The sequence below is a fragment of the Nocardia sp. CY15 genome, from assembly GCF_009829295.1.
Taxonomy (GTDB): domain Bacteria; phylum Actinomycetota; class Actinomycetes; order Mycobacteriales; family Mycobacteriaceae; genus Nocardia; species Nocardia sputi.
Genome location: NZ_VUOT01000006.1, coordinates 121,981 through 141,929 on the forward strand (window position 1 = coordinate 121,981; position 19,949 = coordinate 141,929).

At 68.3% G+C, this 19,949-nt stretch carries 20 protein-coding genes, 1 pseudogene and 1 riboswitch; of the genes and pseudogenes, 11 read left to right on the top strand and 10 right to left on the bottom strand.

Annotated features, from left to right (window positions below; translation table 11 throughout):
* The first annotated feature begins 11 nt into the window (after nt 1-11).
* From GVY39_RS10445 to GVY39_RS10470, 6 genes are all read left to right on the top strand, one after another.
* Nucleotides 12-1,115 carry an FAD-dependent monooxygenase gene (locus GVY39_RS10445; RefSeq protein WP_159923043.1) on the top strand — a complete coding sequence of 368 codons (1,104 nt, stop codon included), beginning with the start codon at nt 12-14 and terminating at the stop codon, nt 1,113-1,115.
* A 73-nt stretch (nt 1,116-1,188) separates the two neighbouring features.
* On the top strand, nt 1,189-1,605 hold the full coding sequence (locus GVY39_RS10450; protein WP_236565389.1) for a DUF6640 family protein: 417 nt from the start codon (nt 1,189-1,191) through the stop codon (nt 1,603-1,605).
* A gap of 121 nt (nt 1,606-1,726) precedes the next feature.
* The gene (locus tag GVY39_RS10455; RefSeq protein ID WP_159923045.1) at nt 1,727-2,182 is read left to right on the top strand and encodes a hypothetical protein; all 456 of its coding nucleotides are present in this window, start codon (nt 1,727-1,729) and stop codon (nt 2,180-2,182) included.
* 54 nt (nt 2,183-2,236) lie between these two features.
* Complete coding sequence (locus GVY39_RS10460; RefSeq protein WP_201295197.1) at nt 2,237-5,590, top strand: error-prone DNA polymerase; 3,354 nt, start codon at nt 2,237-2,239, stop codon at nt 5,588-5,590.
* Between the two features lie 87 nt (nt 5,591-5,677).
* Nucleotides 5,678-6,673 (top strand): DUF4349 domain-containing protein, encoded by a 996-nt coding sequence (locus GVY39_RS10465; RefSeq protein WP_159923049.1) that lies wholly within the window; start codon nt 5,678-5,680, stop codon nt 6,671-6,673.
* A complete protein-coding gene (locus GVY39_RS10470; protein ID WP_159923051.1) occupies nt 6,630-6,863 on the top strand; it encodes a DUF167 domain-containing protein in 234 nt (77 codons plus the stop codon). Before GVY39_RS10465 ends, GVY39_RS10470 begins: the two co-directional genes overlap by 44 nt.
* A gap of 46 nt (nt 6,864-6,909) precedes the next feature.
* Here GVY39_RS10470 and GVY39_RS10475 read toward each other — a convergent pair whose 3' ends face one another.
* The 5 genes from GVY39_RS10475 to GVY39_RS10495 all read right to left on the bottom strand — a co-directional run bounded on the left by GVY39_RS10475 (nt 6,910) and on the right by GVY39_RS10495 (nt 10,130).
* Nucleotides 6,910-7,374 carry a tRNA (cytidine(34)-2'-O)-methyltransferase gene (locus GVY39_RS10475; protein WP_159923053.1) on the bottom strand — a complete coding sequence of 155 codons (465 nt, stop codon included), beginning with the start codon at nt 7,372-7,374 and terminating at the stop codon, nt 6,910-6,912.
* Nucleotides 7,375-7,387: 13 nt separating this feature from the next.
* Entirely contained in the window at nt 7,388-7,831 is a 444-nt protein-coding gene (locus GVY39_RS10480) for a type II toxin-antitoxin system VapC family toxin (RefSeq protein WP_159923055.1), read from the bottom strand.
* Complete coding sequence (locus GVY39_RS10485) at nt 7,828-8,079, bottom strand: hypothetical protein (RefSeq protein WP_159923057.1); 252 nt, start codon at nt 8,077-8,079, stop codon at nt 7,828-7,830. The genes GVY39_RS10480 and GVY39_RS10485 overlap by 4 nt, the downstream gene beginning before the upstream one ends.
* A gap of 184 nt (nt 8,080-8,263) precedes the next feature.
* On the bottom strand, nt 8,264-9,166 hold the full coding sequence (locus tag GVY39_RS10490; protein ID WP_159923059.1) for an NAD(P)-dependent oxidoreductase: 903 nt from the start codon (nt 9,164-9,166) through the stop codon (nt 8,264-8,266).
* 232 nt (nt 9,167-9,398) lie between these two features.
* On the bottom strand, nt 9,399-10,130 hold the full coding sequence (locus GVY39_RS10495; RefSeq protein WP_159923061.1) for a DUF2071 domain-containing protein: 732 nt from the start codon (nt 10,128-10,130) through the stop codon (nt 9,399-9,401).
* 362 nt (nt 10,131-10,492) lie between these two features.
* On the opposite strand from GVY39_RS10495, the gene GVY39_RS10500 reads away from it, so the two are divergent.
* A complete protein-coding gene (locus GVY39_RS10500) occupies nt 10,493-10,738 on the top strand; it encodes a DUF3017 domain-containing protein (protein WP_051174893.1) in 246 nt (81 codons plus the stop codon).
* 51 nt (nt 10,739-10,789) lie between these two features.
* Here the strand turns inward: GVY39_RS10500 and GVY39_RS10505 are convergent, their stop codons facing one another.
* Complete coding sequence (locus GVY39_RS10505) at nt 10,790-11,437, bottom strand: nitroreductase family protein (RefSeq protein WP_159923063.1); 648 nt, start codon at nt 11,435-11,437, stop codon at nt 10,790-10,792.
* A gap of 69 nt (nt 11,438-11,506) precedes the next feature.
* On the opposite strand from GVY39_RS10505, the gene GVY39_RS10510 reads away from it, so the two are divergent.
* The gene (locus GVY39_RS10510) at nt 11,507-11,884 is read left to right on the top strand and encodes a helix-turn-helix domain-containing protein (protein WP_159923065.1); all 378 of its coding nucleotides are present in this window, start codon (nt 11,507-11,509) and stop codon (nt 11,882-11,884) included.
* Nucleotides 11,885-11,912: 28 nt separating this feature from the next.
* Here GVY39_RS10510 and GVY39_RS10515 read toward each other — a convergent pair whose 3' ends face one another.
* The 3 genes and pseudogenes from GVY39_RS10515 to GVY39_RS10525 all read right to left on the bottom strand — a co-directional run bounded on the left by GVY39_RS10515 (nt 11,913) and on the right by GVY39_RS10525 (nt 14,395).
* Nucleotides 11,913-13,031 (bottom strand): homoserine O-acetyltransferase, encoded by a 1,119-nt coding sequence (locus GVY39_RS10515; protein ID WP_159923202.1) that lies wholly within the window; start codon nt 13,029-13,031, stop codon nt 11,913-11,915.
* 35 nt (nt 13,032-13,066) lie between these two features.
* Nucleotides 13,067-13,294 (bottom strand): annotated as a pseudogene (locus GVY39_RS34335) (O-acetyl-L-homoserine sulfhydrolase); the annotation flags it as partial.
* Nucleotides 13,295-13,527: 233 nt separating this feature from the next.
* Nucleotides 13,528-13,638: riboswitch (SAM riboswitch) on the bottom strand.
* 52 nt (nt 13,639-13,690) lie between these two features.
* Nucleotides 13,691-14,395 carry a TetR family transcriptional regulator gene (locus GVY39_RS10525; protein WP_159923069.1) on the bottom strand — a complete coding sequence of 235 codons (705 nt, stop codon included), beginning with the start codon at nt 14,393-14,395 and terminating at the stop codon, nt 13,691-13,693.
* Nucleotides 14,396-14,494: 99 nt separating this feature from the next.
* Here GVY39_RS10525 and GVY39_RS10530 point away from each other — a divergent pair, with 99 nt between their 5' ends.
* The 3 genes from GVY39_RS10530 to GVY39_RS10540 all read left to right on the top strand — a co-directional run bounded on the left by GVY39_RS10530 (nt 14,495) and on the right by GVY39_RS10540 (nt 19,187).
* A complete protein-coding gene (locus GVY39_RS10530) occupies nt 14,495-16,021 on the top strand; it encodes an MFS transporter (protein WP_159923071.1) in 1,527 nt (508 codons plus the stop codon).
* Nucleotides 16,022-16,368: 347 nt separating this feature from the next.
* On the top strand, nt 16,369-17,586 hold the full coding sequence (locus GVY39_RS10535; protein WP_040864988.1) for an NADP-dependent isocitrate dehydrogenase: 1,218 nt from the start codon (nt 16,369-16,371) through the stop codon (nt 17,584-17,586).
* A gap of 326 nt (nt 17,587-17,912) precedes the next feature.
* Nucleotides 17,913-19,187, top strand: a complete 1,275-nt coding sequence (locus GVY39_RS10540; RefSeq protein ID WP_236565391.1) for an MFS transporter — start codon at nt 17,913-17,915, stop codon at nt 19,185-19,187.
* Here the strand turns inward: GVY39_RS10540 and GVY39_RS10545 are convergent.
* On the bottom strand, nt 19,184-19,825 hold the full coding sequence (locus GVY39_RS10545; RefSeq protein ID WP_159923073.1) for a TetR/AcrR family transcriptional regulator: 642 nt from the start codon (nt 19,823-19,825) through the stop codon (nt 19,184-19,186). The two genes, GVY39_RS10540 and GVY39_RS10545, sit on opposite strands and share 4 nt — an antisense overlap.
* Nucleotides 19,826-19,949: the final 124 nt, after the last annotated feature.

Genomic DNA, 19,949 nt, shown 5'->3' on the forward strand with positions numbered 1-19,949 from the left:
AAGGGGCGGCGATGAAGGCGCTCGTGGTGGGCGGCGGTATCGGCGGGCTGGCCGCGGCCGTGGCGTTGCACCGGCGTGGCTGGCAGGTCGAGGTATTCGAGCGCGCGCAGGAGTTCACCGAAATCGGTGCGGGGCTGTCGATCCAGCCCAACGGGGTGCGTGCCCTCGACGCGCTCGGCCTCGGTGATCGGCTGCGCACCGGCCGACGGGCCGGCCCACCGCTGGGCATCCGCAGTGCGAACGGGGCTTGGCTGATCCGCAACGACGTCGATGACCTCGAACGGCGCTTCGGCTCGTGGGCGATCCTCCACCGCGCCGCACTGGTGGACATCCTGCGCGCGGCCGTGCCCGCGCACGTGCTGCGGCCGGGAACGACCGTGCGGCAGGTGCTGCCCGACGGCACGGTCCACCACGACCACGGCACCGCCACCGCGGATCTCGTGATCGGCGCCGACGGTGTGCACAGCGTGACCCGGCGGTCGGTCTGGCCGCAGGCGCCCGGACCGCGCTACGTCGGATACACCACCTGGCGCCTGCTCACCGCACCTCATCCGGTCGAGGGAAGTGTCGAAACATGGGGCAGAGGCGAACGATTCGGGTACGTGCCGATGCCGGACGGCCGCGTCTACTGCTATGTGATGGCCAACGCTCCGGCTGGATCGCGCGCGGGCCTGGATCGGCTCCGCGCACTGTTGGCGGGCTGGCACGACCCCATTCCGGCTCTGCTCGACGCCGCGCCCACGGATGCCGTTCTGCAGCACGACACCCATGAACTGCCGAAGCTGCGCACGTACGTCCGCGGGCGGGTCGCGATTCTCGGTGATGCCGCGCACGCCATGGCTCCCAACCTGGGGCAGGGTGCGTGCCAGGCACTCGAGGACGCGGTCACGCTCGCCGGGGCCGTGGACACCCTCGGCGTGGACGCGGGGCTGGCGGAATACGACCGCCTCCGCAGGCCGCGCACTCAGAGGATCACCCGGCTCTCCCGCCGGGTCGGCGCTCCGGCGCACTGGACATCACCAGCGCTGGCAACGCTGCGCGACACCGCTCTACCGCTGCTGCCCAGCGCGCTCTTGGGTCGCTCGATCACCCCCGCTTACACCTGGACGATCTGAGTCTGCGCGAGAAACGCGGCACCCCCGTTACCTGAGAGACGAAAGGCCCGCTCGATGCCCCTTCCCCGAATGGGTGATCGCCGCCGTCGCGGTGATCACGATGGTCAGCGCGGTACTCGCGGACCTGGTCATCCCCGATCTGGCCGCACAGCACGCCTTCAATCCCGGCTGGCCGCCGCACGCGAAGTTCCACGACGCCCAGTACATGGTGATGACGGTGCTCCTCGGCGTGATCGGCCTGACGCTCACCCTGCGGCCGGGCCTGGATCCGCGCGGCCGGCTGCTGTGCGCCGCCGCGGTTGTGGCTACACCGTGGCTCGGCATGATCGGCGCGCTCTTGTTCCCCGATACCGCGACCCACGATCCCGAGTTCGCCGACCGCACCCTTTTCGTCCTCGGCCTGCACGGACAGGTCTTCATGGCGCTCATCCTGCTCACAGCCCTGCTCGCCGCGAGCATGGCGCCGTCGCGGCGCCCGAGCACCACCTGAAATCGCCGCCCGCAACGACGCCGCTGGTTCCGGAGAACCCCACGCGCGCGGGAATTTTCCCGGGGCGAAACGTATCGAACAACGGTCGAAACGTTCGAACATATGTGCGATACTCAGCGGCATGTCGGACGATCGGATGGCGGAGGTGTTTGCCGCGGTGCGGCTCGGTGGCGTCGACCCCGCGGCGGGGCGACGGGCGTTGGAAAAGCTCTGGGACGAACTCGGCGAACGCGCGGATGCCCTGCACCGCTGCGTGATCGCCCATCATCTCGCCGACCTCCAGGAGGAGGCCGCCGAGGCGCTGCGCTGGGATCAGCGCGCGCTGGCCGCGGTGTTCGGGCCCGGCGTGCCGCTGGACGAAGGTCTGCGCGGCTTCCTGCCGGCGCTCTATCTGAACCTGGCCGACAGTCATCGCCGGGTCGGCGAGTTCGAAGTGGCCGGAATGCAGTTGGCCATCGCGCGCGGACATCTCGACGTCCTGGCCTCTGATGCCTACGGCGCGCTCATCCGAGCTCGCCTGCGCGGCGTCGAGGACGCCTTGGCCGCCGGTTCCGTCGAACCTCTCCCGGCGCGCTGACCTGCCTGTACATCGCCATTCTTCGAATGTATGTTCGAGGTGAGGAGGTGGGTTGTGGGCTGGGGCAACGGTCCGCCCAGCTGGGCGGAGATGGAGCGGGTGCTGTCCGGGCGGACGAGTCCCGACGCGATGTATCCGGGCGACGGCGGCGACAGCCCGGCGTGGTCGCGCAAGCGCGGGGAGTACCGTCCCGAGCCGGTGCGCCGCGCCGAGGAATCGCCGGTTCCGTACGCGGAGTTGCACGCGCATTCGGCCTACAGCTTCCTGGACGGGGCGAGCCATCCGGAGGAGCTGGTGGAGGAGGCGGTGCGGCTCGGCTTGGCGGCGATCGCGCTCACCGACCACGACGGCTTCTACGGCACCGTCCGTTTCGCGGAGGCGGCCAAGGAATGGGGGATGCCCACGGTCTTCGGAGCCGAACTGTCGCTCGGCACGGCAGACGAACCGCGCCTTTCCGGCACCGAACGCGGGCACGCCGCCGCCCGCGACTCCGCACCGCGCACCGGCGCGCCGGACCCGGCCGGGCCGCACCTACTGGTGCTGGCCCGCGGCCAAGAGGGTTATCGCAGGCTCTCCCGCGAGATCGCCGCCGCGCACATGGCCGCGGGAGAGAAAGGCATCCTGCGCTACGACCTCGATACGCTCACCGCGGCGGCCGAGGGGCACTGGCACATCCTGACCGGATGCCGGAAGGGACACCTACGCCGAGCGCTCGAACTCGACTTGCGCACCGGCAGCACCCGGCTCGAGCGCGCGGAAGCCGCGCTGCGCGAGCTGACCGACCGCTTCGGCGCCGACCGGGTGAGCGTGGAACTCACCCACCACGGCATCCCGGAGGACGACGAGCGCAACGCCCACCTCATCGCTTTGGCCGATCGCCTCGGGCTGCCCGTGCTCGCCACCACCGGAGCGCATTTCGCCGCACCGGGCCAGCGCCGCCGAGCCATGGCGCTCGCGGCGATCCGGGCCAGGCAGAGCCTGGACGAGACAGCGGGCTGGCTGGCCCCGGCGGGCGGCGCGCACCTGCGGTCCGGAGCGGAAATGGCGCGGTTGTTCGCGGACTGCCCGCAGGCGGTGGCGAACGCGGTGACCCTGGCCCGCGAATGCGCCTTCGACCTGAAGCTGATCGCTCCGCACCTGCCGCCCTTCGACGTGCCCGCCGGACACGACGAGCAGTCCTGGCTGCGTGAACTCACCATGGCGGGCGCCGCGGCGCGCTACGGCGCCCCCGAGCGGAACCCGGAGGCCTACCGGCAGATCGAGCACGAGCTCGCGGTGATCGGCAAGCTGGAATTCCCCGGCTACTTCCTGGTGGTGCACGACATCGTCAGCTTCTGCAAAGACAGCGACATCCTGTGCCAGGGCCGCGGTTCGGCGGCCAACTCCGCGGTCTGCTACGCGATCGGCATCACCAATGTCGACCCGGTGCGCAACCAGTTGCTGTTCGAGCGCTTTCTCTCCCCGGAGCGCGACGGTCCGCCGGATATCGATGTCGATATCGAATCCGACCGACGGGAAGAGGCGATCCAGCACGTCTACCGCAAGTACGGCCGCGAGTACGCCGCGCAGGTGGCCAACGTGATCACCTATCGCGGCAAGTCCGCGGTGCGCGACGCCGCACGGGCGCTGGGTTTTTCGCCCGGTCAGCAGGACGCGTGGAGCAAACAGGTGAGCCGCTGGACAGGTGTGGGCGCCGAGACGAACACCGACATCCCCGCCGAGGTGCTGGAACTGGCCGCCGACATCGAGGGGCTGCCCAGACATCTCGGCATCCACTCCGGCGGCATGGTGATCTGCGACCGGCCGATCGCCGACGTCTGCCCGGTGGAATGGGCGCGGATGCCCGGCCGCAGCGTCCTGCAGTGGGACAAGGACGATTGCGCGGCCATCGATCTGGTGAAGTTCGACATGCTCGGGCTCGGCATGCTCTCCGCGCTGCACTACATGATCGACCTGGTGCGCGAGCACAAAGGCGAGACCGTCGAGCTGCACGCGCTCGACCTGGCCGAACCCGAGGTCTACGAGATGCTCTCGCGCGCGGACTCGGTCGGCGTCTTCCAAGTCGAGTCGCGCGCGCAGATGGCCACCCTGCCCCGGCTGAAACCGCGCAGCTTCTACGACCTGGTGGTCGAGGTGGCGCTGATCCGGCCAGGCCCGATCCAGGGCGGGTCGGTGCATCCCTACATCCGCAGGCGCAACGGCGTGGAAGACATCGTCTACGACCATCCGGCGCTGAAGAATTCGCTGGAACGCACGCTCGGCGTGCCGCTGTTCCAGGAGCAGCTCATGCAGATGGCCGTCGATGTCGCCGGATTCACCGCCGTCGAGGCCGATCAACTGCGCCGCGCCATGGGGTCGAAGCGCTCTACCGAACGAATGGAGCGCCTGAAGTCGCGGCTCTATCAAGGCATGCGCGAGTGCCACGGCATCACCGGCGCGGTCGCCGACCGCATCTACGAGAAGCTCTACGCCTTCGCGAATTTCGGTTTCCCGGAGAGTCATTCGCAGAGTTTCGCCGCGCTCGTGTACTACTCGTCCTGGTTCAAACTGCATCATCCCGCCGCCTTCTGCGCGGGTCTGCTGCGCGCCCAGCCGATGGGTTTCTACTCACCGCAGTCACTTGTCGCCGACGCCCGCAGGCACGGGGTCGCGGTGCACGGTCCCGATGTCAACGCCAGCCGCGCCGAACCCACCCTCGAGGCGGACGGCGCCGAGGTGCGCCTCGGTCTCGCCGCGGTCCGCCAGATCGGCGACGACCTCGCCGAGCGCATCGTCACCGCCAGGGGCGAGCGACCCTACACATCGTTCCTCGACCTGACCGGTCGGGTGGAACTCACTGTCGCCCAAGCGGAATCGCTCGCCACGGCGGGCGCGCTCGGCAGCCTCGGCATCACCCGACGTGAAGCGCTCTGGGCGGCGGGCGCCGCCGCCGGCGAGCGTCCGGACCGGTTGCCCGGTACCGGCGCGGTCACCACCGCGCCCGCCCTGCCCGGCATGAGCGATCTGGAGATGGCCGCCGCCGACGTCTGGGCCACGGGCGTCTCGCCGGGCAGTTATCCGACGCAGTTTCTGCGCCCGAAGCTGGACGCTCTCGGCGTCGTACCAGCCGAGCGCCTGCTCGACGTGCCCGACGGTTCCCGGGTACTGGTGGGCGGCGCTGTGACGCACCGGCAGCGTCCGGCCACCGCGGAAGGCGTCACCTTCCTCAACTTGGAAGACGAGACCGGCATGGTGAACATCGTCTGCTCGCTGGGGCTGTGGCGCCGTTACCGCCGCCTCGCCCAAGGCGCTGCCGCCCTGCTCATCCGCGGCCGGGTGCAGAATGCCGAGGGCGTGGTCAGCGTGGTCGCCGAACATCTGCAGCGGATGGATCTGCGGATGACATCCAAGTCGCGCGACTTCCGTTGAGCCAGTGCTTTAGAGAAGTGTTAGAAGCGTTCTAGGAAATGCTCATGCGGGGCTGTCCGCGCAGCGAAAAGGGCTACTGTGCCAGGCATGAGGAAGCTTGCTGTGCTGTGCGTCGGCGTGCTGGGGTTGATTCTGCTCGCCGGCTGCGGTGACGAGGACGCGACGCCCGCCCCGGATCGGTCGTCGGCGATAGTCACCGGGCCCGCCCCCGCGATCGTGCCTCCCGGGGTCCACGAGCTGGCGCCGCCGAAGCGGGACAACTCCGGCGGTGAACCGATGTCCGCGCGCAAGGAGGTGATCACCGGCACCGTCGAGATCACCGCCGACGCTCCGGTCGCCGCGGCCGGCACGATCATCGACCGGGTGCGTGCGGCGGGCGGCCGGGTCGACAGCCGTACCGAGCAGCCCGGCACCGACGACACCGAGCCCAGCGCCACGCTCGTCGTCCGGATGCCCGCGGACAAGACCGACGCGTTCATCGCCGACCTCGGCGGCGTCGGGCAGGTCACCCGGGTCACCACCAACCGCGACGACGTCACCATGCAGTGGGAGGACCTGGACGCCAGGATCAAGGCGCTGCAAACCTCGGTCGAGCGGCTGCGAGCGCTCATCGCGGGCGCCACCACCACCTCCGACCTGATCGCCGCCGAGCAGGCGCTGTCCAGCCGCCAAGGCGAGCTGGACAGCCTCACCGCGCAGAAGCGGCGGCTCGACGACCAGGTCGCCCTGTCCACGCTGACCATCGAGATCACCAGCGAGCACAACAAGTCCGACGACGATCCCGACAGTTTCTGGGACGGCATCGTCTCCGGTTGGCACTCCTTGGTGAACTGGTTGCAGGACGCGGTCGTGTTCAGCGGCAAAGCGATTCCCTGGCTCGGCTTCCTCGCGGTGGCGGTCGCCGTGGTGTGGGGCATCGCGCGGCTGGTGCGGCGTCGTAAGCCCGCTTCGAGCAGGGAAGAATCCGCACCGGCTCTCGCGGAGCCCGCAAGCAGCGCCGCATCCCCCCAAGACGCGGAAACCAGCGCAGGAGGCAAGCGTGCCCACGGTGGTAAGGGCGACGATCAAGCCGAACAGCCGTAAAGGCCCGCTGGTGGAAACCCTCGACGACGGCAGCCTGCAACTGTACGTGCGGGCGCCCGCCGTCGAGGGTAAAGCCAACAAGGCGGCCATCGAGCTGCTCGCCGAGTATTACGGAGTCCCCAAGTCCGCCGTCCGCCTGACAGCGGGGGCGACCTCCCGCTTCAAGCGCTTCGAGATCGACGGTCCCTGACGACCCACCCGCTGCGAGCCTGCGAATGCCTGGGCACGGCAGATGATCAGACGCCGCCGGGGAAGCCGAGTTGGCGCCATGCTTCGTAGACGGTCACCGCGGCCGCGTTGGAGAGGTTCATGGAGCGGCGGCCGGGGAGCATCGGTATACGCAACCGCTCGGTGATGCGCGGGTCCGCCAGCACCTCCGCGGGCAGGCCGGTGGGCTCGGTGCCGAACAGCAGCACGTCGTTCTCGCGGTAGGACACGTCCGTGAACCGGGTGGTGGCTTGGGTGGTGAACGCGAAAACCCGCTCCGGGCGCAACGCCTCCCACGCCGCCGCCAGATTCGCGTGCACCGTCACCGCCGCCAGATCGTGGTAGTCCAACCCGGCCCTGCGCAACTTCGGCTCCGACAGCTCGAACCCCAACGGTTCGATCAGATGCAGATGACACCCGGTCCCCGCCACCAACCGGATCGCGTTGCCGGTATTCGGCGGGATGCACGGCTCGTGGAACATCAGATGGAACACGGGTGTCAGTCAATCAGGTCGTCGAAGCCACCGACCGCGTCGGTCGGTCAGGCAGCAGTCGGAGCGGAACCGGGTGATTGGTTCGGACCGCGCTGAAGTGTCGGCGATCCGATGTTGCTACTTCGTTCACGTCAAGTCGTTCGGCGACTGCCAGGACGGCGGCATCGATCGCACCGAGCGGAAAGTCGGCGTACTTTCGAACCAACTCGGCCATCCGCAGCAAATCGGCACGGGTGAGATCAACGAGTTCGATTTCCTCGTCGGCTATAGATTCCAGGAATCTGGCCTCAGCCGCAGGTCCGACCCGGGTCTCCAGAAAATAGCAAACTTCTGCGAGAACTGGACCTGGGACCAGTAGGGGCCCGGGGTGCGTCTCGAGGAGATCAAGGCAGCGTCGATGATCCGCGTCGTTCTTGTTGAGCACAGCGACGAGCGGGCCTGTGTCGCAGACGATCATTCGGTTTGCCTACCACGTTCCTCGCGGAGCAACTCTTCCGATCTCACCGCTAGATCTGGCTCAGCATGCATCATGCCGGCAAACGAGAGGCGTCGACGCCGCTCGCCTGGAGGCTCGGTGACGGAGCCCCCCTCAGCGGTGTCGGCAACGACCAATTGCAACGCGACAGCCCGCAACGCATGCGCCTGGTCCGGTGTGAGTCGATCGACCAGGCGATGCAGGTCTTCGTAGTCGTACGCTGCGGTCATGGGACTGATTGTAGTGAGAACTGCACGCTATAGCGTCGGCTACGCGCTACCCTGCCGGAGCACCGGACACTACGGGCTGTCATGCAGTCGCTGACCTTTCTGCGAACGGTGACCCGCGGATTGTGGAGGTGCCGCCACAGCGGTGGCGCCGGAGCGGAGCGGTACCGCATTCCGGGCGCGGATGTCAGCTTTCGCGGATGTCGATCCGTTCGCGGTCGGGCGTCAGCAGCTGGATCAGCGCTGTGATGCTCTGCTCGCCCCGGCCCTCGGCTACCGCTCGGCGCAGCAGGTCGTGCATCGGAGCATGCCAGGACATGTCGACGCCCGATTCCGCGCCGAGCCGCTCGTCATCGCCGATCGCGGTGTGGAACAGCGCGATCGATGAGCCGAGCCGGGTGTAGTCCTGGCTGTCGATCTCGTCGGCCATGATCGGTAGCAGTGACTCGATCATCTGTAGCCATTTGATCGAATACGGCACCATGGTGCCTGCTGCCAGACCGCGCGCGGACAATACCGCCGCGCCTTCGAAGAATCCGAGCAGTGCGGGGAGAAGTGTGGCGCCGACGGCGGATTCGTAGAGAGCGGCCAGGTCCGGTTCGGCGCCCAGATGGACGAGGTCGCCGCCGAGTGCCCGCAGTGTCTGTTTGTGCTCGTCGAAGACGGCTTCGTCGCCGCCGAAGTACAGCAGCGTGTCCGGCTTTCCGACGGCCGCAGGTACGTTCTTGATCGCGCCCCCGAGGAAACGCGCCCCTCGGCCGGTCGCCCAGCGCGCGAAGTCCCGCGCGTCGGCAGGGGCGCCGCTGTTGAGAGTGATGAGGGTTCGCCCGCTCAGCTCGGTCTCTGCGGCGGTCAGGCTGTCGCGGGTCGCCTGAAACGTAGTCAGACAGGTGATGATCAGCGGGCTGGCGGTGATGGCGTCGGCGATGTCGAACTGCTGGTGCGCGCCCGCGTCCACCAGCGGTGCCGCCCGCTGCGGGCTGCGATTCCACACGGTGGTCGAATGTCCCGTCGCGAGGAAGGCTTTTGCGAGGGCGTAGCCCATCGAACCCGTGCCGAGCACGGTCACCGCGGTCTCTTGATCGATCATGCGACTCCAATCGTGCCGTGTCCGTGCGACTCACGGCCTGGCGACAAGGACCGAGTGTTTGCTCATCCAGCGACGACGACAAGTACGCACTTTTCGGAGGAGTTGCGTACGTCCAGGTAAGTGCCCAGACAGCGGCGGGCTCGGCCGTAACTCGTATGACCGGAGTCACAATCGGCCGCCGTGGTCGAGGTGGCCGCCTCCGTCGTTGTGGCGAGCTTTCGGCGTAGCGGAATCAGGCGGTTGCCGGGGTCCGCATCGGCGCGGTGGTGTTCCATACGGCCGGGACATCACGCATGAGCAGCGTGCAGTCGGGAGTCGCGCTGCCGGGTGGGAACCGGGTCGGGTCGTCGAAGAAAGTCGACTGGACAGCGTGCGTATGCGCCGGGTGCACCCGCCATTCGTGCGTCCTCAGTTCGAGGCCGTCGAGGCGCGTGCCGTCACGGCCGGCGGAGAAACCGGTGCAGCCCTGGCGGAAGAACTGCGAAGCGGCGGTGAGATCGGGAAACACCGCGCTGCCCTCGAACTCGTCGGCCGTGCGTACATCCACACTGACCTGGGTCGACCTGTCCCTGGTCGTGTAGGCGACGTGCAGATCGTGTGCAGTTTCCCGGACATCGAACCGGGCGAAGCTGTGCACACCGGGGAACAGGCGTCCTCCGAGCAGCACATTCAGGGGTGAGCCGCTGTCCCTGCGCGGAATGTAGACGCCGGTTTCGACCCCATCCTGGCCGTCCCATTCGACGGCTACTCGATGCGCGGCGTTCTCGCTGCGCACCCCGACCGAGCTGGGCAGCCCGACCGGACGAACCTGAGCGAGCCGGATGAGACAGATCCCCGCGATCGCCCAGTCGCCGACCAGATGCGGTCGCAGTGGCGCCGGTAGCAGGTTTGCCGCAACGTCGGGTTCGACGCGGTAATTGACCAGAAGACGTCTCTCGATGACGCTCGAGATCTGAGGCAACACGCAATGGGTCCTCTCCTCAGGAGCCGGCTCCACCGCTGATGCGGTACCAACCCCTCCGCATTCGACGGTACACGGAAGGCGCAGGTGCCAGCACCGACCCGCGTATCGGTCGCCCTCGATCGAGGTAGCAGGACGCACGCGCTCGACCGGCGTCGGTCGAGTGACCGTATGACGCGGCTCCTCGTATTTCGTACGCGGGCAGCGCGCCGGGTACGACGCGCATCGTCCGCGTACGCCCGATGCCGGTCAATGGCGAGGGGGTCTGCAAGAATCGGGGCGTGACCGATGCCGACACGCCTATCACGGAGCACCGGGGCCGGCGACGAAGTCTCGGGGCGCAGTTCTTGCGCTGCCATCTGCCTATGGTCGTCGTGACGCTTGTCATCGTGGTGGCGGTGGTGTTCGTCGCGTCCGATCGGTGGCGGCGGGGGGCGTTCTTCTTCGGCGGTGCGACGCTGCTGGCAGCGGCATTCCGGTTGTGCCTGCCGACCGCGCGGGTCGGGTTGCTCGCGGTGCGCAGCAAGCCCTTCGACGTCGGCGCGCTGACTTTGCTCGGGTCGAGCATCCTGTTCCTCGCGGCCACGATCAACACGCTCGGCGTCGGCTGACAGGTCGGTGATCGGAGGGCGACCCGGCCGAGCCGAGTCGCCCCTCCGTGATCAGCGGGCAGCGGCGTATCGCTCGGCGAAGACCGTTCGCTCGCGCGGACGGCGTCCGGGATGGGGTGGGTGGGCGTCGCTGTAGCCGATGGTGACCAGCACCGCGATGGCGAGATCATCGCGGTCGCCGATACCGATGGCCTGCTTGACCAGGTCGGCGTCCCAGCCGTTCATCGGCGCGGAGGCCAAACCGAGCCCGGTGGCGGCGAGCATCGCGTAGGTGGCCGCGATCATCGCGTTCTTGACCGCGTTCTCCCGCAGCAGTCCGCGCTGCTCCAATGCCAGGTACTCGGCGCGCGCGTCGAACAACGCGGTGAACTCGGCGTTCCACGCGCCGTTTCGGCCGGCCAGTTCGGCGATATCGGCGTTGTGGTCGCGCCAGGCGGCGGGATCGGCGACGAAGACGAGCACTACCGGCGCCTCTCTCGGCTGCGGCTGGCCGAACGCCGCCTCCGACAGCGCCGCGCGGCCGGACTCGCTGGTCACCACCACGATCGACCGGTCCTGCATGTTCCACGCACTCGGTGCTTGCATCGCCAACTCGACCACCTCGTCGACAAGTGCGGATGGCACGGGGTCGGCGCGGTAGTGCCGCACTGTACGACGTCCCCGGATCGCTTCGGACACCGAGATCTGCTGTATCTCCATGATTCTTACTATCGGAGAGTGACACTCCAATGGAAAGACGGCACTTTATAGTGCGCTACACTCCATCAGGTGCCCACCTACGTGGAAAGTTCCGGCCTGCCCGCCGATGTGTACTCCGCGAAGTGCCCCACGCGGGAGGTCCTCGACCACATCGCGGGCAAGTGGACGGTGCTGATCATCGACGCGCTCGCCGACGGCACCCTGCGATACACCGACCTGCGCCACCGGATCGGCGGCATCTCCCAGAAGATGCTGACGCAGACGTTGCGCCAACTCGAGGCCGATGGATTCGTCACGCGCACAGTGCATCCCACCGTCCCGCCCCGGGTGGACTACACGCTCACCGAACTCGGCCACAGCCTGCGCACGCCCATCGCGGCGCTGCGGGACTGGATCGAAACCAACATCAACCGGATCGAGGCGGCCCGACGAGCAGCGGCGGGGTGACGGCCCGGCACCGAATGCTCGGGGCCGGTCAGCGCTTGGTCCGGATGCCGTCCCGAGCGAGTCGCATGGTCTCGGTCAGCAGTTTCGACACCGCGGCCGCCTCGGTGAGGAACCCGTCGTGCCCGTCACGCGAGTGCACCACCTCGAGTCCGTCGCAGCCGGGTAGGAGATCCGCGAGTTCCTGTTGGGTCCGCAGCGGGTACAGCCGGTCGGAGTCGACGCCGCCGACCACGCAGGGCACCGGCGTCGCGGCGAGCGCCGCCTCGATGCCGCCCCGGTCGCGGCCGACGTCGTGGCGGTTCATCGCCTCGGTCAGCAGCACATACGTGGCGGGATCGAAACGCTTGCACAGCTTTTCGGCTTGGTGATCCAGGTAGCTCTGCACCGCGTAGCGGCCGCCGGTCCACGGGTCCTCGTCGTCCTGAGGTCTGTTCTCGAACCGGTGATCGAGCTCGAACTCGGTGCGGTAGGTCAGGTGCGCGATCCGCCGGGCCAGGGCCATGCCCGTCAGCGGAGCGCGGCCGGTGCCGTGATAGTCGCCGCCCTGCCAGTCCGGATCGGCCTTGATCGCCGCGATCTGGGTGGTCTGGGTGCCGATCTGGTCGGCGGTAGCGCGGGCGCCCACGGCGAGGACCAGCGCGGCGGCGACCCGCTCGGGTGCGCCGACCATCCATTCCAGCACCCGCATGCCGCCCATCGACCCGCCGACCACGGCGGCGAGCCGCTCGACGCCGAGCAGGTCGAACAGAGCGGCCTCCGCGGTCACCTGATCGCGGATGGAGATCTCGGGAAACCTTGCGCCCCAGACCTTCCCATCCGGAGCGAGCGATGACGGCCCGGTGCTGCCCTTACAGCCGCCGAGCACGTTGGTCGCGATCACGCACCATTCGTCGGTGTCCAGCGGCGCGCCTGGCCCGACCATGCCGTCCCACCAGCCGGGCATCGGGTGCACGTCGTCGGGTCTACCGACGACGTGCGAGTCGCCGGTGAGGGCGTGCTCGACCAGCACGACGTTGTCCAGCGCGGGGGAGAGCTCACCCCAGCGCTGCACCGCGAGGTGCACGTCCGGGATGACCGCTCCGTTCTCGAGTCGCACATCGCCGATGGCCACGGTGCCGAGCTGTCCATCCGGGGGCGGCAGGACGATGGCGGAGGCCCGCACGCTCTGTTCGGTACCCACGGTCACGTCGTCGCCGCCGCGAAACCGGCGCGCAGATCGGTCGGCATGGTCTCGACGCCGACGCCGACGCCGACGCCGACGCCGACGGCGGAGCGGACCGGTCCGGAAGCGACTCCGAGGACGAGCTGTGCCTCGAGGGTGAGCTGAGAATGCGTCATCGACGCACGGTGAATCACGAGGGGACGCACATCCCCGATGGTAGCCACGCGGCTGTGCAGGGCTGATCCGTCCCGCGCGGCGTCGCCGAAGGTGTGCGAACCGGTCCGCTGGACCGGCAGCGCGGGGGCGTGCGTGCCGTCGGTGGTCCGGCCCGCACGGCTGCGCTCGGTCTCGAAGGACCACTGCACCGGGTCCTGCACGGCCCCGGGCGCGATGGATTCACTCATGGTTTGCTCCCAAGAAGGTGTTCGCCGGTATTCGGGGGGTTAGCGGTGTGTACGACAACACATGCCGGCGACCTCCTACTACGCGCTTGCTCCCGGCTTTCGGGAGCCAGGTCATCACCCGGAGCACCCCACCGCGGTTGGAGGGTTGCCGATCAGCGAGCCGGGGCTTGGCGCTGGTACTCATGACCTGCCCGGCATCATAACCGGCGGTCGGTCAGCCTCCGAAATCCTCCACCGACTTCACTCGCCGCCGGGCTGCGGCGCGACGCGGCAGACGCGCACGAATTCGTCGAAGGTCTCGGTGAACGCGGTGCGTCCCGCTTCGGCCGCGGTGGCCAGATCCTCGTCCAGGAACAAGTCGTCCGAGCACTCCATGCCGACATGGCCGATCAGTTGCCAGGTGCCGACGATGAGCCGCACCGCACGGGCGTCCGGTTCGGCACCGAGGCGCTCGGCGACCACCGCCGCGATCGCGGTCCGCTTGTCGTCGGCGTGTTCGAGACTGCGCGCGCTGACCGACGGACTGCTGCGCAGAATCCGCTGTACCTTCTGGAACTGCCGGAACGACAGCGGGTCGGCCGGACCGGCCTCGGAGGCTCGATCGACCACCTGCAGGAAGGCCTCGCGCAACGCCTCGAGCTCGTTGCCCGTGCGGGGCATTCCGCGCAGAGTCTCGGCGATGGTGCGCCCGAAGTCGTGGACGGGCCCCAGGACGATGTCCTCTTTGCTGTCGAAATAGCGGTTGATCGTGCGCGGTGAGACATCCGCCGCGTTGGCGATCTGCTCGATGGTGGTCGCGTCGAAGCCCTGCGTATCACACAGATCGAGGGCGGCCGCCATGATGCGCAGCCTGGTCTGCTGCTTCTTGCGTTCGCGCAGTCCTGCCGTCGCCGGGGCCTGGTCGGCCGCTGCGCCCGCGCCCATCGGCGCCGATGACTCGAGCATGTCCTCATGGTAACGCAACCCGCCGTTTTCCTGTCCGTAACCGACAAATGTCGTACTACGACATTTTGCGCTTGACGCCAAATGTCGCTCAATGACAGGATGGTTCCCGACATCGAGGAACGAGGAGACAACGTGACCGAAACCGCGACAGCGGTGCACGCATCGCGAAAGCCGGGCAGTTCAGCGCGCTGGCTCGCGCTGGCAGTGATCGCATCGGCCCAGCTCATGGTGGTCCTGGACGCCACCATCGTGACCATCTCGCTGCCGTTCGCGCAGCGCGATCTCGGCATCAGCGACGGCAACCGGCAATGGATGCTCACCGCCTACACGCTGATCTTCGGCGGTCTCCTGCTGCTGGGCGGCCGGCTGGCCGACTACCTCGGGCGCCGCCGAATTTTCATCATCGGCCTGATCGGTTTCGCCGGCGCTTCGGCTTTGGCCGGTCTCGCGCAGAACGGAGCGGAGCTCTTCGCAGGACGCGCGTTGCAGGGCGCGTTCGCCGCGCTGCTCGCCCCGGCCGCGCTCTCGCTGCTGTCGGTGACGTTCACCGAGCCGGGTGAGCGGGCCACCGCCTTCGGCGTGTTCGCGGGCATCTCCGCGGGCGGCGCCGCGCTCGGCCTGATCGCGGGCGGCGCGCTCACCGAGTACGCGTCGTGGCGCTGGTGCCTGCTGGTCAACACGCCGATCGCGTTGCTGGCGTTGCTCGGGGCGCTGGCCTGGGTGGCGAAGGACCTCCCGGCTCCGCGCAGCGGCGGATACGACGTGCCCGGTGCCGTCACCGTGACGTTCGGGTTGATCGCCATTGTGTACGGATTCAGCCGCGCCGCCGACGACGGCTGGCTGGCCGGAAGCACCCTCGCGCTGCTCGTCGCCGGGCTCGCCCTGCTCATCGCCTTCGTCGTGATCGAACGGCGCTCGTCGAACCCGCTGCTGCCGCTGCACATCCCGGGGGAGATCAACCGGGGCGGCGCGTTCCTCGCCGCGCTGCTCATCCCGATCGCCATGTTCGCGATGTTCCTGTTCCTGAGCTACTACTTCCAGATCACCCTGGGCTACTCGGCGCTGAAGGCGGGCTTCGCGTTCCTGCCTTTCCCGGCGGGCATCGCGATCTCGGCGGGACTCACCAGCGCCCTGCTGCCCAAGCTCGGCCCGCGCCCGCTGATGCTGGCAGGCGCCGTACTGGGCGTCATCGGGCTGGTGCTGCTGGCCCAGCTGAGTTACGGCGACACCTTCCTCTCCGGGGTGCTGCCCGCTCAGGTGCTCATCGCGCTCGGCATGGGTCCGCTGTTCGTGGGGATGCAGACGGTCGCGCTGCATCAGGTGGAGGAGGAGGACTCCGGCGTCGCCTCCGCGCTGCTGAACGCCGCGCAGCAGGTGGGCGGTGCGGTCGGGACGGCGCTGCTGACCACCATCTCGGTGCAGGTCGCCGAGGGCTTCGCGCGGGACAACCCTGGCCTCGACAACCTGGCCGCGCGAGCCGCGATCCACAGCTACGACGTGGCCTTCTACGTCGGCGCCGGGTTCTTCCTCGCCGCCATTCCGATCATCGCGCTGATGATCCGCGACCGGCCCGAGAACCTGATCGAAGGTTCGGAGGAGCAGGGACGGATCCCGGCCACCGTCTGATCCGCTGAGACCGAGGTCCGCGCAACGTCACGGGTTGCGCGGACCTCGTCGTCTGCGGGGAGTGGTTGCCGCGCCGTAACGGAAGGCGGATCATGGCGACGGCGCCTGTTCGCGCTGCTGGGAGCCGCCGCCGACCTACCAATCGGTAACAAAGGTGGCGCATCTCACTGTGGGGGCTGCCCGTGCGGTGAGGACTCGGGCAGCAGTACGCTTGTCTTGTTTGCACCACACGTCTCGCCGACAACGCGGGACATATACGTTGTCTGTTGGAACAGCTGGGGTCCGCTCACAAGCGTGTTCGCCTGGCCGTGCAATGAGGGCACCATCCTAGGAGGACACGAAGATCCATGTCCAAGATCAAGGTTGAAGGCACCGTCGTAGAACTCGACGGCGACGAGATGACCCGGATCATCTGGCAGTTCATCAAGGACAAGCTGATCCACCCCTATCTCGACGTGAACCTGGAGTACTACGACCTCGGTATCGAGTACCGCGACAAGACAGACGACCAGGTCACCGTCGATGCCGCCGAAGCCATCAAGAGGCACGGCGTCGGTGTGAAGTGCGCCACCATCACCCCGGACGAGGCGCGCGTCAAGGAATTCGGTCTGAAGAAGATGTGGCGTTCGCCCAACGGCACCATTCGCAACATCCTGGGCGGCACCATCTTCCGTGCCCCGATCATCATCTCCAACGTTCCCCGGCTGGTACCCGGCTGGACCAAGCCGATCATCATCGGCCGCCACGCCTTCGGTGACCAGTACCGTGCCACCGATTTCAAGGTGTTCCAGGGCGGCACCGTCACCTTGACCTTCACCCCGGACGACGGCAGCGAGCCGATCGTGCACGAGGTCGTGAAGATGCCCGAGGACGGCGGCGTGGTCATGGGCATGTACAACTTCCGCAAGTCCATCGAGGATTTCGCGCGGGCGTCGTTCAACTACGGCTTGCAGCAGAACTACCCGGTGTACATGTCCACGAAGAACACCATCCTCAAGGCCTATGACGGCATGTTCAAGGACACGTTCCAGGACATCTTCGACGCCGAGTTCAAAAGCCAGTTCGACGCCGCGGGCCTGACCTACGAGCACCGCCTCATCGACGACATGGTCGCCTCCTCCATGAAGTGGGAGGGTGGCTACGTCTGGGCTTGTAAGAACTACGACGGCGACGTGCAGTCCGACACCGTGGCACAGGGCTTCGGCTCGCTGGGTCTGATGACCTCGGTGCTGCTCACTCCCGACGGCCAGACCTGTGAGGCCGAGGCCGCGCACGGCACCGTCACCCGGCACTACCGCCAGCATCAGCAGGGCAAGCCGACCTCGACCAACCCGATCGCGTCGATCTTCGCCTGGACCCGCGGCCTCGAGCACCGCGGCAAGCTGGACAACACCCCCGAGGTCATCGGCTTCGCCCAGACCCTCGAGGACGTCGTCATCAAGACCGTCGAAGGCGGCCAGATGACCAAGGACCTCGCGCTGCTCGTCGGCGGGGACCAGGGCTACCTGAGCACCGAGGAGTTCCTCGGCGCGCTGGACGCCAACCTGGCTCGCGCACTGCGCTGAGCGTTTCCGGCGCCGCGGCCGTCTCGGCGCCGAACCGCGGGGCCGAGCCGCTCGGCCGACTCCGGCGCTGGGTATTCACTCACCCAGCGCCGGGCGAACACCATCGGGCACCCGCCCCACCTGCAGTGGAACGGGTGCCCGGACTGTTCTTGTCAGAACGGATCACTCGGAGTGCCGCCCGGTTGCCGGAATGCGATGCCCGGGCGGGGTGATTCGTCCGTATTGCGCGGATCGCCATGTCGAACTGCACGATTCCTCGCCGCCCCGTGGTCGAACTCACGTGTGCTGGGGAAGCGAATACCAGCCGCGAACGGTTACATGAACACGTGACCAGCCCCGGGACCACCCGCACCACCGCGCCGCCCCAGCGAACCGATTGGCACGTACCGGCCATGCTGGCGCTGGCTCTCGGCGGGTTCGGCATCGGGACGACCGAATTCGTCACCATGGGTTTGCTGCCGGACATCGCCTCGGCCATGCACGTCTCCGAGCCGACCGCAGGGCACGCGGTGTCGGCGTACGCGCTCGGCGTGGTGATCGGCGCACCCCTGATCGCGGCGCTGTGCGCGCGGGTGGCGCGCAAGCGGCTGCTCGTCGCGCTGATGGTCGCGTTCACGCTGGGCAACGCGGCGACCGTGCTGGCCCCCTCATTCGAGACGCTGGTCCTGGCACGGTTCGTCTCGGGATTGCCGCACGGCGCCTACTTCGGTGTCGCCTCGCTGGCCGCCGCCACACTCGCCCCGGTCGGGCAGCGGGCGAAGGCAGTTGCCGCGGTTATGCTGGGTTTGAGCGCCGCCAACGTTGTCGGCGTTCCCGCGGCTACCTGGCTCGGCCAGCATCTCGGCTGGCGCGACGCGTTCGTGGTGGTCGCGCTGATCGGAGTGGCCACCGTCGCGGCGTTGCTGCGCTTCGTCCCCGAACTCGACGGCATCACGGTGACCGACCCGAGGACCGAACTCGGCGCGCTGCGCCGCCCGCAGGTGCTGTTGACACTGCTGGTCGGCGCCGTCGGATTCGGCGGAATGTTCGCCGTCTACACCTACATCGCCACCACGCTCACCGACGTCGCGGGTCTGCGGGCCGCACTGGTGCCGCTGGTGCTGATGCTCTTCGGCGTCGGCATGGTGATCGGCAACATCGTCGGCGGCGTGCTCGCCGACCGCGGCGTCGACCGCGCCATCTTCGGCGCGATGATCGCGATGACCGTCATCCTCGGCGGCTTCGTCGTCGCCGCGCACAACCCCTACGCCGCGGCCCTCGGCGCGTTGCTGGTCGGCGGCTCCGGAGCCGCGCTCGCTCCCGGTCTGCAAACCCGCCTGATGGACGTCGCCGCCGACGCCCAGACGCTCGCGGCCGCCCTCAACCACGCCGCCCTGAACATCGCCAACGCCGCGGGGGCCTGGCTCGGCGGACTGGTCATCGCCGCGGGCCTCGGTTACACGGCCCCGGCCCTGGTCGGGGCCGCCCTGGCCGCATCAGGCGTGTTGCTGTTCACAGTGACGGTGTGGGCAGCGCGCGGATCGCGGCCGGGTAGCAAGGTCATCGAGCCGGCGAACGCGGTAGCGCCCATCGCGCGGGCGCGTCGGTCCGGACAGGACTAGTCGACGCGGCGTGCTGCGAGTACGCGGCCCGCGATCTCCTGTAGGTGCGCGGAGGCGCGGCGCCAGCGGCGGTGGGCGCGTTCGGTGTCCGGGTCGATGAAATTGGAGATCAGGATGCCGCGCAGGGCGTCCATGGCCGTGTAGACGAAGTCGCGCGCCTCCTTGCGGCGCACGTCGTCCGGCACGACACGGGCGACCGCCAGCAAGACGGCGTTGTTGACGAACGGCTCGACCTTCTCCATCGCCGCGGCCAGCACCGGATCGGTCCGCCCCGCCACCCACAGTTCGACGGTCGCGATGAACAGCGGGCCCTGGTGGAGGTCCCATAGGAACTCCAGCACCGCTGCCACCGGATCGTCACCGGCTTCGACCCGGGACATCTCCCGCATGGCGGTCTCGGCGCGCAGCTGCGCCAGATGGCTGATCGCGGCCACGACCAGATCGGTTTTCGAGCCGAAGTGATGCACTTGGGCCCCGCGGGTCACCCCGGCGCGTTCGGCCACCCGCGGTGTAGTCGTCCCCGAGTACCCGTACTCGACCAGGCAGTCCACCGTCGCGTCGAGCAGCCGGGTGCGCATCTCGGAGCTGCGCTGCTCCTGCGTCCGGCGCTGCTGCTTGACGACTACGCTCCTGGCCATCGCTCGATCCTACACTTACATACAACACTGTATGTTCCGGCTGCCGGGCTGAAGGTGCCGATATGTCGGGGGCGAGAGATCGGCGTGACCTCGGTCGTGCGCCGCGTTCCCTCGGGCGAATTCC